At 71.5% G+C, this 12,820-nt stretch carries 9 protein-coding genes; 2 read left to right on the top strand and 7 right to left on the bottom strand.

What is annotated here, in order from left to right:
• Positions 1–6: 6 nt before the first annotated feature.
• The 4 genes from PGB34_RS20395 to PGB34_RS20380 all read right to left on the bottom strand — a co-directional run bounded on the left by PGB34_RS20395 (position 7) and on the right by PGB34_RS20380 (position 6,534).
• Positions 7–1,773 (bottom strand): ShlB/FhaC/HecB family hemolysin secretion/activation protein, encoded by a 1,767-nt coding sequence (locus PGB34_RS20395; RefSeq protein WP_271429949.1) that lies wholly within the window; start codon positions 1,771–1,773, stop codon positions 7–9.
• A gap of 5 nt (positions 1,774–1,778) precedes the next feature.
• Positions 1,779–3,827, bottom strand: coding sequence for a CHAT domain-containing protein (locus PGB34_RS20390; protein ID WP_271429948.1), 2,049 nt, complete (start codon positions 3,825–3,827; stop codon positions 1,779–1,781).
• A 294-nt stretch (positions 3,828–4,121) separates the two neighbouring features.
• Entirely contained in the window at positions 4,122–6,329 is a 2,208-nt protein-coding gene (locus PGB34_RS20385) for a catalase (protein WP_271429947.1), read from the bottom strand.
• Positions 6,330–6,387: 58 nt separating this feature from the next.
• On the bottom strand, positions 6,388–6,534 hold the full coding sequence (locus PGB34_RS20380) for a hypothetical protein (RefSeq protein WP_271429946.1): 147 nt from the start codon (positions 6,532–6,534) through the stop codon (positions 6,388–6,390).
• A gap of 306 nt (positions 6,535–6,840) precedes the next feature.
• Here PGB34_RS20380 and PGB34_RS20375 point away from each other — a divergent pair, with 306 nt between their 5' ends.
• On the top strand, positions 6,841–7,662 hold the full coding sequence (locus PGB34_RS20375) for a transglutaminase-like domain-containing protein (RefSeq protein WP_271429945.1): 822 nt from the start codon (positions 6,841–6,843) through the stop codon (positions 7,660–7,662).
• Between the two features lie 10 nt (positions 7,663–7,672).
• On the opposite strand, the gene ligD is transcribed toward PGB34_RS20375, so the two are convergent.
• The 3 genes from ligD to PGB34_RS20360 all read right to left on the bottom strand — a co-directional run bounded on the left by ligD (position 7,673) and on the right by PGB34_RS20360 (position 12,388).
• A complete protein-coding gene (gene ligD, locus PGB34_RS20370) occupies positions 7,673–10,279 on the bottom strand; it encodes a DNA ligase D (RefSeq protein ID WP_271429944.1) in 2,607 nt (868 codons plus the stop codon).
• 9 nt (positions 10,280–10,288) lie between these two features.
• The gene (gene ku / locus PGB34_RS20365) at positions 10,289–11,275 is read right to left on the bottom strand and encodes a non-homologous end joining protein Ku (RefSeq protein ID WP_271429943.1); all 987 of its coding nucleotides are present in this window, start codon (positions 11,273–11,275) and stop codon (positions 10,289–10,291) included.
• Between the two features lie 135 nt (positions 11,276–11,410).
• Positions 11,411–12,388, bottom strand: coding sequence for a succinylglutamate desuccinylase/aspartoacylase family protein (locus PGB34_RS20360; protein WP_271429942.1), 978 nt, complete (start codon positions 12,386–12,388; stop codon positions 11,411–11,413).
• A 133-nt stretch (positions 12,389–12,521) separates the two neighbouring features.
• On the opposite strand from PGB34_RS20360, the gene PGB34_RS20355 reads away from it, so the two are divergent.
• Complete coding sequence (locus PGB34_RS20355) at positions 12,522–12,797, top strand: hypothetical protein (protein ID WP_271429941.1); 276 nt, start codon at positions 12,522–12,524, stop codon at positions 12,795–12,797.
• Positions 12,798–12,820 lie beyond the last annotated feature (23 nt).

Raw genomic sequence — 12,820 nt, 5'->3', positions numbered from 1 at the left:
CGGCTCTCAGAAGGTCTTTTGCGCCTGCACGTACAGCCGCGGGTTGCGCCCGCCGCCATCGGTGCGGCCGGGTTCGGTGCCGGCGCGCCAGGCCAGCGTGGCGTTGATGGCGAAGTTGCCCGGGCGCGTCCAGCTCAGGCCGATGCCCGCGCCGCGCAGGCTGCGCGAGTTGGGCACCGCGTCAAAGATCGTCGGGTCCTTGACCTGGCGCCCGCGCGCGGCGTCGTAGAACACGAAGGGCGTGAATTCGTCGTTGAGTGCCCAGCGCCACTCCACCATGCCGATCAGGCCCTGGTCGACCAGCACCTCGCCCGAGGCATAGGCCCGCACGGCGCGCGCGCCGCCCAGAGAGAGCTTTTCGGACGCGTCGAGGTTCTTGTTGGCCCACTGCCCGCCCAGCGAGAGGTACAGCGAATGGCCCGGGAACATCCCCTGCAGGCGCGAGAACTGGAAGGTGGCCTTGCTGAAGCCGCCGGCCGTGTTGTGGCCGCCCACGCCGGCGTCGAACTGCTGGCTGTCGAAGTCGCGCAGCGAGAGCTTGCCGTGATAGAGCGTGCCGGCGCTGGCCCAGTAGCCGCCGCCCAGGAAGTCGTCGCGCAGCTCCCAGGCCCAGCCCAGGCCCAGCCCCCGCACCCGCTTGCGGGCCTGGAAGTACAGCGCCGTGTATTCATCGGTCAGCTGCTTGCTGTCGGCCGCCAGGCGCAGGTACAGGTTCTGGCGGCGCTGGCGGATCAGCGGGTAGCTCAGCGAAACGTCGAAGACGTCGGCCTTGCCCTGCGCGCCGAGTTCGGCGAACTCGCCGCCCACGTCGTAGCTCACGCGCGCCGCGCCCACGCCCATGCGCAGGCCGCTGCCGCCCAGCGGCGCCTCGTAAGAGACGCGCCCGAGGTTCAGCGCATTGCCGTTCGAGACCAGCAGCCGCACGTCGAGGTTGTCGCCGATGCCGAAGGGGCTGTTCAGGCGGGCCGTGCCGCCCACCCTGAAGCGCCCCGATTCCTTGGTGCCGTGGTTGTCGGCCTCGGCGCTGAACTGCCAGCGCGGGCCGGGGTTGACTTCGACGTTCAGGTCGCTGGTGCCGGGCGTGGAGCCTTCGGACAGCGTGGAGCCCACGCGCAGGCCGGGCTGGTCGGCCAGCAGCAGCATGGCGCGCTCATAGGCCGGCGCGTTGATGACCTGCCCGGAGGCGACGGGGGCCAGCAGCGCGCGCACGCGCGCCTCGCTGATGGGCGCATCGGGCGCGACGATCACCTCCACATTGCCGATGCGGCCTTCGATGATGCTGATCTCCACCACGCCGTCGCGCACGGTCTGCACCGGCACCACGGCCTGGGCCAGGAAGTAGCCGCGGTCGCGGTAGCGCTGGGTGATGGCCTGGGCCAGCGCCTCCAGGTCGGCCAGCGCCACGTCGCGGCCGATGTAGGGCGCGGTGGTGCTGCGCAGTTCCTCGGCCGACAGCGCTTCGGCGCCGTTCAGCCGCAGGTCGTTGAGGCGGAAGGTGGCGCCGGCACCGGCAGCGGCGGCGGCCGGCTGGCCTTGCGGCACGGCGGGCGCGCCCTGGCCCGTGGGCGCGGCGCAACTGCTGCACGGGTCGGCCGTGGGCAGCAGCGGCGTGCCGCCGGGCAGGCTCTGCGAAGGGTTCTGGGCCCAGCCCGGCAGGGCCATCAGCGCGCACAGGGTGCCCGCGGCCCAGGCCAGGGAGTTTCGGTGGCGCGGCTTCATGGTCGGCTCGCTCTGGCTGTGGGTGGTGCGGTGGCTCGGGTGGCGGGGGTTCATGCGCGTCATGCCCCGGCTCCCACGGTCAGGCGCCAGTTGCCGATGAGGTTGAACGGGGCCCAGAAGAAGGGATGGGCCATCTTGGGATTGCGCAGCACGGCCAACTGGCCGGCCTGCATGGCTTTCTGCAGGTCACGGCCCTTGGCCAGTTCGCCGTACAGCGTGGTCATCAGCACTTCGGTGGCGTCGTCAGACACCGGCCACAGCGAGGCGATCAGGCTGGAGCTGCCGGCCGTGAGGAAGGAGCGCGTGAAGCCCAGCACCTCGTCGCCCTGCGCGATGCGGCCCAGGCCCGATTCGCAGGCCGAGAGGGTGACCAGCGCGGTGCGCTGCATGGGCATCTCGAGGATCTCGTGCGCTTCGAGGAAGTTCTGCTTGCCGCCTTCGTTGGCCAGCAGGATGCGCGAGTACAGCGGGTCGACCTCGTCGGCCTCGGCATGGGCGGCCACGTGCATGATGGGCGCGCGGCTGGCCACGTCGCGGAACTGGGTCTTGGTGGCCTGCGCGCCCATGAACACGTTGTTGCTGGGGAACAGCTGCGCCAGGCGCTTGACCTCGGCCTCGGAGCCCGGCAGGTCGTACTTGGCCTCGATCAGCGGGTTGCCGAAGGCCGTGAGCGTGGGCGGCACCTGCGGCGAGCGCTGGGCCAGCTGCACCGCCAGGCTCATCGATGGCGCCACGGCCACGGGGTGATCCTCGATCAGGTAGCGGCCGTTCAGGCGCAGGGCCTGGAAGGGCAGGTAGTGCAGCGCGCCGTGCGGCACGAAGATCAGGCGCTGGCCGCTCTTGAGGCCCAGCGAGCCCAACAGGCCCTGGCCCATGCGCTCGGCGTTGGTGACGGCCACGCGCCGGCCACGCACCACCGAGTTGCGGAAGGTGTCGACCAGTTCCACCAGCTCCTCGCGCTTGATGGGCAGGGTCTTGGCCTCGAGGCTGTCGGGGCCGATCACCCACACGCGCAGCTGCTGCGGCAGCGAATGGAACTGCACCACGCGCTCGTCGGGGCGCAAGGTGCGCTGCAGCTGGGCCAGCTCGACGGTCTGCGCCGCATCGGTGGGCACGGCGGCGCGGCCGCGCACGGCGTCCAGCAGCGCGCGGGCGCGGCTGCGCTCGCTCACCTCCAGCGCACGGCGGGCGTCGCCCATGTCGCTGTAGAGGTCCACCGCGCGCTCGAAGACCGACTGCAGGTCGGAGAACACGCCCATCTTGAATTCCTCGCTGCGAAAGCGGGAACGCACCTTGTCGAAGCCGTCCAGCGCGCGCTGCATGGCGGCGGCGGCTTCGGTCTTGTTGCCCAGCGCGAGTTCGCTGCGCGAGACGCCGTCCCAGGCCCACAGCCGGTAGTACTCGGTCTCGGTGTCCACGCGCCGCTCGGTCAGGGAGCGAAACAGCGCCAGCGCCTCGGCGGGCCTGGCTTCGGCCAGCAGCAGCCGGGCGCGGGTGCGGTCCATCTGCGCGGCCAGCGTGGCCTCGCGCGGCGTGGGCAGGCCGTCGAGCAGGGTGCGCGCGCGTGCGGTGTCGCCCTGGTCGATCAGCGCGCGCACCAGCGAGGCCTGCACCAGCGGCGCGTAGCGCGGCGAGCTGTTGGCCAGCGCGGTTTCGTAGCTGGCCACGGCGCCGGCCGCATCGCCGCGGCGCACCTGCACGTCGCCGATGACCTTGTGGGCGGGGCCCACGACCAGCTGCGGCTCGCGTGCCTGATGGCGCAGAGCCTCGCGCGCGAACTGCTCGGCTTTCTCGGACTGGCCCGCGTAGCTGAAGACGATGGCCAGGTCGCGGTTGGCCAGGGCCAGCAGGTTCGGGTCTTTGGTGGTGTTGGCCAGGTGCAGGGCCTTGCTGGCCGCGCGCACGCTCTGGCGGAACTCGCCCTTTTCGGCCAGCGCGACGGCCTGGCTGCAATACTGGTAGCCGCTGAGCTTGACCTTGTCCTGCGCGTAGAGCACGGCGCCTTCGTTGGTCAGCGCCAGCAGCGTGTCGCTGTCTGCCAGCCGCGCCTCGGACTGGCGCGTGGCCACGGCCTCGGCATCGGCCGGCACGGCCGGTGCCTGGGCCATCGCTGCCGTGCAGCCCGCCCACAGCAGCCAACCGATCCACTTGCGCTTGAACCCCGGCCGCGCTGCGACCAGCCCCTTTTCTTGCCCACTTGACCCGTGCATTCGACCCCCGCGATACCGTTCGTGGCGGGGCATGCCACAGTCATGCAGCAGCACTCCGGCGGCGCCGGCGCCCGGATGAACGATGGGCGGGAGTCTAGGAATGGGCGGGCGGGCGGCCCATTCTCAAGATGGCCTAGATGCGGGGGATGCGGGCTAGTGCGAAGGGCATAGGGGATGTCTCAGAACCTGTTCTCAGGCCGCCACGCGGTCCACGCCGGCCCGCTCCCAGTGGCGGTGCCGGCCCAGGGCCTGCACGAACTGCTGCACGATCAGCGCGGCGGCCTCGGTGTCACCCGTGCTCACGGCCGGCGTGGGGCAGATCAGCACGCCGGCCGGCGCTTCGCGCGCGTCGGCGGTCACGCCCAGCCCGGCCAGCAGTTGCGCGCCCTCGCCCACGGCGCACACGGTCTTGCAGTGCTTGAAGGCCTCATGCACGAAGTGCACGGCCTCGCCCATGCCCAGCAGCGCCTGCGCGGCCTGCGCGCCCGCGGGCAGCAGCACGGCGTCGAACATCACCGAAGGCATGCCGGCGAAGGTGGCGTCCACTTCGAGCTTGCGCTGGCTGGCGCTGCGCACCGCGCCCAGCCAGGGGCCGACCACGGTGCACTGCGCGCCCGCGGCCGTCAGGCCCTCGCGCAGCACCTTGAGCGAGGCGGAGTCCACGCCATCGGCCGCCAGGATGGCGATCTGGCGCGTGCGCACCGAGCCGTCGCCCGTGCCGACCATGCGCAGCGAAGGCGCTTCCTCCAGCGGCAGCTCGGCCTTGCCGTGCCTGAAGCCCGCGCGGCCCGCGGCGGCCTTGGCGTCGGGCGGGTTGATGCCCAGCGCCTCGGCCACGCGACGCGCGAACTTCTCGTCCACATGGGCCAGGTTGTCCACCACGCGCTGCCGGATCGCCGGCACGCTCACCTTGCCCAGCTCGAAGCGGAAGGCCGCGACGATGTGCTCGCGCTCCGCGGCACTCTGGCTGGCGAAGAACAGGCGCGCCTGCGAGAAGTGGTCGTCGAAGCTGCTGCTGCGCACGCGCTGCTTGGGCGACTCCACGGCCTCGGGCCAGCTCACGAAGCCCTCGCTGTCGCCATCGACGCGGAACTCGCCGCCGTTGCCCAGGGTGTTGGGTTCATAGGCCACGTGGCCCTGGGGCACGCTTTGCTGGTGCATGCCGTCGCGCTGGAAGTTGTGCACCGGGCACACGCCGCGGTTGATGGGCAGCTGGTGGAAGTTGGGGCCGCCCAGACGCGAGAGCTGGGTGTCGGTGTAGCTGAACAGGCGGCCCTGCAGCAGCGGGTCGTTGCTGAAGTCGATGCCCGGCACCACGTGGCCCGGGTGGAAGGCCACCTGCTCGGTCTCGGCGAAGAAGTTGTCGGGGTTGCGGTCCAGCACCAGCTTGCCCACGGGCGTGATGGGCACCAGTTCGGCCGGCACCAGCTTGGTGGGGTCCAGCAGGTCGATGCCCAGGCTGTGTTCCTTGTCCTGCGGAATCAGCTGCACGCCCAGCTCCCATTCGGGGAAGTCGCCGCGGGCGATGGCGTTCCACAGGTCGCGGCGGTGAAAGTCCGGGTCCTTGCCGGCGATCTTCTGCGCCTCGTCCCACACCAGGGCGTGGCTGCCCAACCTGGGCGTCCAGTGGTACTTGACGAAATGGGCCTCGCCGTGGGCGTTGACCCAGCGGAAGGTGTGCACGCCAAAGCCCTGCATCATGCGCAGGCTGCGCGGGATGGCGCGGTCGCTCATGGCCCACATCAGCATGTGGGTGGTTTCGGGCATCAGCGAGACGAAGTCCCAGAAGGTGTCATGCGCGCTGGCGGCCTGCGGCATGCCGTGGTGCGGCTCGGGCTTGACGGCATGGATCAGGTCCGGGAACTTCATCGCGTCCTGGATGAAGAAGACCGGGATGTTGTTGCCCACCAGGTCGTAGTTGCCGGCGCGCGTGTAGAACTTGACGGCGAAGCCGCGCACGTCGCGCACGGTGTCGGCCGAGCCGGCGCCGCCGGCCACGGTGGAGAAGCGCACGAACACGGGCGTCTTCTGGCCCGGCTCCTGCAGGAAGTCCGCGCAGGTGAACTGCGACATGGACTTGTAGACCTGGAAGTGCCCATGCGCCGCGCTGCCGCGCGCATGCACGGCGCGCTCAGGAATGCGCTCGTGGTCGAAGTGCGTGATCTTCTCGCGCAGGATGAAGTCTTCGAGCAGCGTGGGGCCGCGCGCACCCGCACGCAGCGAGTTGTGGTTGTCGGCGATGCGCACGCCCTGGTTGGTGCTCAGGTGCGGCAGGGGCAGCTCGCTGCCCTGGCTGGCCTGGGCCAGCTGGGCCTGCTTGGCCTGGGTGGCGTCGGCCGGCGCGGCCGCGGCGCGGCGCGAGGATGAGGGGCGGGAAGGGGAAGCGCTGCTTCTGGGCATGGATGGGAAGAGGAATCAACAGGCCGCGCCCAGCGCAGCGGAACACGGGATCAGCGGATCAGGACATCTCGCTGTCGAAGAAGATCTCCAGCGCATTGACCAGGGCCACCACGGCGATGCAGGCGGCGGCACCGGCCACCCCCCAGATCAACCATTCGTCGAGGTGCGGGGGCCACTGGGAGAAGAGGCTGGCAGCGAAGTCCATGGGGGCTCCTGGAAAGATGGACATGTACAAGGACGTTGAAGAGGCGCCGCGCTTCGTTGTGCCGGTCAGGCCGGTTGCCCTGCTGCTGCGGTGTGACCGGAAGCTTAGGGGCGCCGCGCTCGCGCGCCCGTAGTGGCGGCGCGCCCGCGACCGTGGGAAACGCCGACTGCCCCAAGTAGGAAAACGCCGACCCGGGGGCCGCGCTGCCTACGCGCACCCGGGCCTTGCGAGTGCAGGCCGCAGGCCCGGGCTGCGCCAAGATCGGGGGCGCCTCACTTTCTTTCTTCTTCATCCGCAGGCACCAGCATGCTCATTCGCATCGGCTACGACATCGAACTGCAACTGCAGGGCCCCACCGCGGTGGTGGCGCTGCTGCAAGTGCATGGCTCGCGCGCGCACGATCTTCTGCAAGGCAGCGATGCGCCGCAGCTCGATCCGCCGCTGCCGCGCGAGCACTACGAGGACAGCTTCGGCAACCGTTGCCTGCGCGTGCAGGTGCCTGCGGGCGTGAGCCGCCTGGGCCTGCATGCGCGGGCCACCCTGCATGACAGCGGCCAGCCCGAACGCCTGCCGCTGGGCCTGGCCGCCTGCGCGGTCGAGCAGTTGCCGCCGCACACCCTGGGCTTTCTGCTGCCCAGCCGCTATTGCGAGGTGGACAGCGAACTCATGGCCCTGGCCTGGGCGCGCTTCGGCCACCTGCCGCGCGGCGGGCCGCAGGTGCAGGCCGTGTGCGACTTCGTGCATGCGCACCTGCGCTTCGACTACCAGCGCGCCCACGCCCAGCGCAGCGCCCTGGGCGCCTGGCGCGAGGGCGTGGGCGTGTGCCGCGACTTCACGCACCTGGCGCTGACGCTGTGCCGCTGCCTGAACATCCCGGCGCGCTACGTCACGGGCTACCTGGGCGATATCGGCGTGCCGGCCGCGCCCTACCCGATGGATTTCAGCGCCTGGTTCGAGGTCTGGCTGGACGGCGCCTGGCATGCCATGGACGCGCGCCACAACCGCCCGCGCATCGGCCGCATCCCGATCGCGCATGGGCGCGACGCGGCCGACGTGCCCATCACCATGGTCTTTGGCGAACACCAGCTGCGGCACTTCTCGGTGCTGACCGAGCTGGTGGCGCCTTGAGCCCGGCGCGTCAATCCGCGCCGGGCGTGTAGCCCAGCACGCGCATCGCGCCGCCCAGGGCGCGGCTTGAACGCGCCATCGCCGCCCAGGGGGTGTTGCCCACGGCCAGCCGGGCCGGCGCGTCGCGCAGGCCCCAGTGGGCGCCGCTGCGCAGCTGGGGCAGCTCGTCCCAGCCCACGGGCACCGACACGCCCAGGCCGGGCCGCGCGCGCACCGACCAGGCACAGGCCGTGGTGGCGCCAAAACCGTTGCGCAGGTAGTCCACGAAGATGCGGCCCACGCGGTTGCGCGGGCCGCTCTTTTGCACGAAGCGATCGGGCAGCGTGCGCGCCAGATGCGCCACCACGGCCTGCGCAAAGCCCTTGGCCGTATCCCAATCCGGGCCGCGGCGGATCGGCACCACCACATGCAGGCCCTTGCCGCCACTGGTCTTGAGGAAGGGCACCAGGCCCAGCTCCTCCAGCATCGTGCGCAGCAGCAGCGCGCCTTCCTGCACGCACTCCCAGGCCACGCCTTCGCCCGGGTCCAGGTCGAAGCACAGGCGGTCGGGCTGGGCGATGCGGTCTGAGCGCGCGTTCCAGGTGTGCAGCTCGATGGTGTTGAGCTGCGCGAGCTGCAGCAGGCCGGCGGCCTGGTCGATCTGCAGCAGCGGCGCGTGGCCCGGATCCAGCGCCGGGTCGAGCTGGCGCACGCCGGGCAGTTGCTGTTCCTTGGCATGCTTCTGGAAGAAGACCTCGCCGCCCACGCCCGCGGGCGCGCGCAGCAGCGCCACGGGCCGGCCCTTGAGGTGCGGCAGCATCTGCGCGGCGGCCTGGGCATACCAGGCCACCAGTTCGCCCTTGGTGGCGCCACTGTGTCTGTCGATCACGCGCTCGGCATGGGTGATGCGCGGGGCATGGCGGACCGTGGGCACGGCCCTGGCCTGCGCCGGTGCCGGCGCCGCAGCGGGCTCAACACCGGGCGCCTCGCGCACGATCTCGCGCGCAGGCTTGTCCTCGCGCAGGCCCTGGAACACGGCATGGCGCACGCGGCCCTCGCGCGTCCACTGCCCGAACGCCACCTCGGCCACCAGCACGGGCCGCACCCAGTGCGCGCCGCGCGCGTGCATGCCGGCCGGCGGCGGATCGAAAGGACAGCGGCTGCTTTCGTGCGCGCGCAGGCGCTGGTGGATCACACCCAGCTGCCGCGCATCGAAGCCCGTGCCCACGTTGCCGCACCAGCGCAACACGCGGCGGCTTCCCTCTTGCGCATGCACGCCCAGCATCAGCGCGCCGAAACCGCTGCGCGCGCCCTGTGGCTCGGTGTAGCCGCCGATCACGAACTCCTGGCGCAGCCGGTGCTTGAGCTTGATCCAATGAGGCGAACGCTGCGACTGATAGGGCGCGTCCACGCGCTTGCCGATCAGGCCCTCGAAGCCCAGCTTCGCGGCCGCGGCCAACAGTGATTCGGGCGGCGCGTCGAAGACTTCGCTCAGGCGCAGAAGGGGCGGCAGCGGCACCGCCTGCATCAGCGATTGCAGCTGCGCGTGGCGCAGCGCCAGCGGCTGGTCGCGCAGGTCCTCGCCCGCCAGGAAGGGGGCGTCGAAGAGCCAGTAGACGATCGCCTCGGTCCGGCCCTGGTCGAAGGCGTTCTGCAGGGCCTGGAAGTCGGGCGCGCCCTGCTCGCCCTCGACCACGATCTCGCCGTCCAGCCAGCACGCGCGCACGGGCAGTTGCTGCAGCGCGCGCACCAGCGGCTGCAGCCGCGCGCTCCAGTCATGGCCGTTGCGCGTGAAGCAGCGCACGCGGCCGGCCGCATCGATGTGCGTGAGCAGGCGGTAGCCGTCGTACTTGAGCTCCCACAGCCAGTCGGCCCGCTGCGCGGCGGCGGGCGGGTGATCGGCCGGTGTGGCCAGTTGGGGCTGCAGGGTGTCGGGCAGGGCTGCGCGGCGGCTGGCCCTGGCGGGTTTGGGGGCGGTTTCCGGCGCGGGTTCGGGTGCAACCGCCCCCGGCGCCGCCGGCAGGCTGCGCACGCTGTCGGGCTCGGCCTCGGTCAGGTCGTACTCGTCCAGCGGGCGGGCCTGCGCGTCCTGCTCCTTGATCAGCAGCCAGGCCGGCTGGCGTTCCTCCTGCCGGGCCTTGCCGTGCATGCGCACCAGCGTCCAGCGGCCCTGCAGCTTGTGGCCGCGCAACTCGAACTTGAGCTTGCCGCTGCGCAGGCCGCTGCGCGCATCGCCCTCGGGCAGCCACTGGCCCTTGTCCCAGACGATCACGTGGCCCGCGCCGTACTGCCCGGGCGGGATGTCGCCTTCGAAATCGCCATAGGCCAGCGGATGGTCTTCCACCTGCACCGCCATGCGCTTGACCTTCGGGTCCAGGCAGGGGCCCTTGGGCACGGCCCAGCTCTTGAGCGTGCCGTCCAGCTCCAGCCTGAAGTCGTAGTGCAGGCGGCGCGCATGGTGCTTCTGAACGACGAAGCGCAGCCCGCCCACGCCGGCATCGCCGCCCTGGGCGGGCTCGCGGGTCTTGGCGAAATCGCGCTTGCGGCGGTAGGGGTCCAGCGCGGCCTTGACGGCTTGTTCTGCGGCCGTCTTGGCGCTGCCGGCCGTCGTGGCGCTGCCTTTGGCTGCCCTGGCCATCGCGCAGCCTCAGGCCGCCTTGCGCGCGGGCGTGCGCGACGCGCTGCTGCCGCTCTTCTTCTTGCGCGCGGCGGTGGAGGTGCTTTTGCGGGCGGGCGCGCGCCTGGCCGGCGCGGCTTTTTCGGGTTCGGCCTTGTCGGCGGCCGCCTTGGCCGGCGTGCGCTTGCCGCCCCGCAGGCTGCGCTGCAGCAGCTCGGTCAGGTCCACGATCTGCGCGCCGGCCGGGGCCTGGCCCTCGGCGGCTTCGGGCTGGGTCACGGCCTCGGTCTGGCCAGCCTTCACCTTGCGCGCCACCAGCGCCAGGATCTGCTCGCGGAACTCGTCCTCGTAGTCGTCGGCGTTCCAGTCGGCCGCCATGTCGTCGATCAGCGCCTGCGCCATCTTGAGTTCGCGCTCGCTCAGGCCCGCCTTCTTGATGCCGTCCGCGGGCAGCGGCAGACCTTCCCAGGGCCGGATCTCGGCGCCCCAGCGCAGCAGGTTGAGCACCAGCCCTGGCCCCATGGGCACGAGCGCGGCCAGGTGCTGGCGCGTCTGGATCACCACGCGCGCCACGCCGATGCGGCCCGACTTGCGCAACGCCTCGCGCAGCAGCGCATAGACCTTGGCGCCCTTGTGGATGGGCGCCACGTAATACGGCCGTTCCAGGAACAGGAAGGGGATGCCGTCGGCCGGCACGAAATGCTCGATCTCGATGGTCTGCGTGGTGCGCGGATAGGCGGCCTTGATCTCGGCGTCGCTCAGCACCGCGTAGTGCCCGTCTTCCTGCGCCACGCCGCGCACGATGTGCTCGCGCGAGATCTCGCGGCCCGTGCGCTTGTTGATGCGCTTGTAGCCCACCGGGTCCATGCTGCGCTTGTCCAGCCAGTCGAAGTCGATGCCGCTGTCCTGCGTGGCCGAGTACAGCGCAACTGGAATGTGGACCAGGCCGAAGCTGATCGCGCCCTTCCACAGCACGCGCGGCGCGGGGGCGGAAGTGTGGGTGGACGAGGAAGCCATGGGCATGCTTGAAGAGGGCGAAGGGCAGCCCCCGGGGGGCACCTTGTTGCACCCTAGTTCATGCGCGGCAGGCCCCGCTGTAGGAGTGCCCGCGTTCGCGGCGTGAGTGGCAGCCGCAGCGCCAGCGGCTGTGGTCTATTCGTCGTCCAGCCGCCGCTCGCTGGCCGTGGCGAAGTAGAACCATTCGGCGCCCGGCAGCGCCAGCGTGTTGGGGAACACGATGAAGCCGTCGCCCGGGGCGGCCACGGGCGTGCCGTCGGCGCGGTGGCCCACGGTCTGGCCGGCGTGCACGGCGTCGAAGGTGGCCCATTCGCGCACGAAGCGGTCGTCGGCATGCAGGCGGTCTACCACGCTTTGCAGCTGCAGCACGCGCGGCGTGCGCGGCCGGGCCTGGGCCAGCGCGGGCGGCAGCGCGGCCATGCCCAGCAGCGCCAGCGTGCGGCGGATGGCCTGCCAGGCCACCTCGGGCGCCTGCGCATCCAGGTGCTGGCCGCATTCCAGCGTCACGGCATAGCCGCCGCAGCTGCGCATGTATTCGTTGGTGCCCAGGCCGAAGGCCAGTTGCTCTGGCGTGGGGGCCTTGCCGCCGCTGCGCTGGGCCAGGCCGTCGGCGTAGATCTGCAGCCAGCCTTCGACGATGGTGGGCGTGCCGATGTGCCAGGCCAGCCGGCCTTCTTCCTGCGCGCGGGCGAAGGGCTCGAGCGGGCCCGGGTTGTCGCGCGGGCCGATCATCGAGAAGGCCTCGCCCGGGCTTTCGAAGGAATGCAGGTCCAGCAGCACTTCGTGGCGCGCGATCACGGGGGCCAGTTGCTGCGTGAGCCGGTCTTCGTTGTCCTGCGGCTGGGCGGTGGGCGCGAAGCTGCGGTTGAGGTTGCGTTCGCCCTCGCGCGCCAGGCGCCGGCGCGCCAGCGGGTTGGCGATGGGCACCAGCGTGAGCTGCCCGCGCTGCAGCGCCAGCGCGCCGCTTTGCAGTTCATCCAGCAGGCGTTCGATGCCCGCGGTGCCGCAGGTCTCGTCCCCGTGCACGCCGCCCATCACCAGCAGCCGCGGCCCGGGCTGCAGGGCGTGGAAGCTCAGGACACGCAGGGTGTCGTCAGTGGGCGTGCGCGGCATGCGGCCATTATGGGGTGTGGCATCCGCCGGCACGGCTGACAGGCGCTGCCCGGCAAGTCCTACCGGCGGCATGCGCCCGCGGCGCCAGCATGGGAAGCCAAGCCCTTTTCACATCCAGGACAAGGAGGCCGCCATGAGCGACAGACCCCACCCGCCACATCCCGTGCCCACCGACCCCGCCCACAAGGACGACGAAGCGGTCAAGAACGGCGACACGCGCGCCGAACAGGACGGAGACCCCGCGCCGCGCCTGCCGCACGAGCACGACCAGTCGGCCGACAGCCAGAGCCCGACCGACGGCCAGCCCACGCGCGTGGGCCGCCAGGCCCATGAGGACGTGGAGCGCGGCCTGCAGGACACCGACCGCGGCCCCGTGATGGACAAGCTGCGCCGCAAGCTGGCGCCTTGACGAAGGCGCCGTGCGCGCGGCGG

The organism is Xenophilus arseniciresistens (assembly GCF_028023875.1).
Classification (GTDB): Bacteria; Pseudomonadota; Gammaproteobacteria; order Burkholderiales; family Burkholderiaceae_C; genus Xenophilus; species Xenophilus arseniciresistens.
The sequence above is the reverse complement of the archived record's forward strand: the minus strand, read 5'-3'. Positions and strand labels throughout refer to the sequence as shown.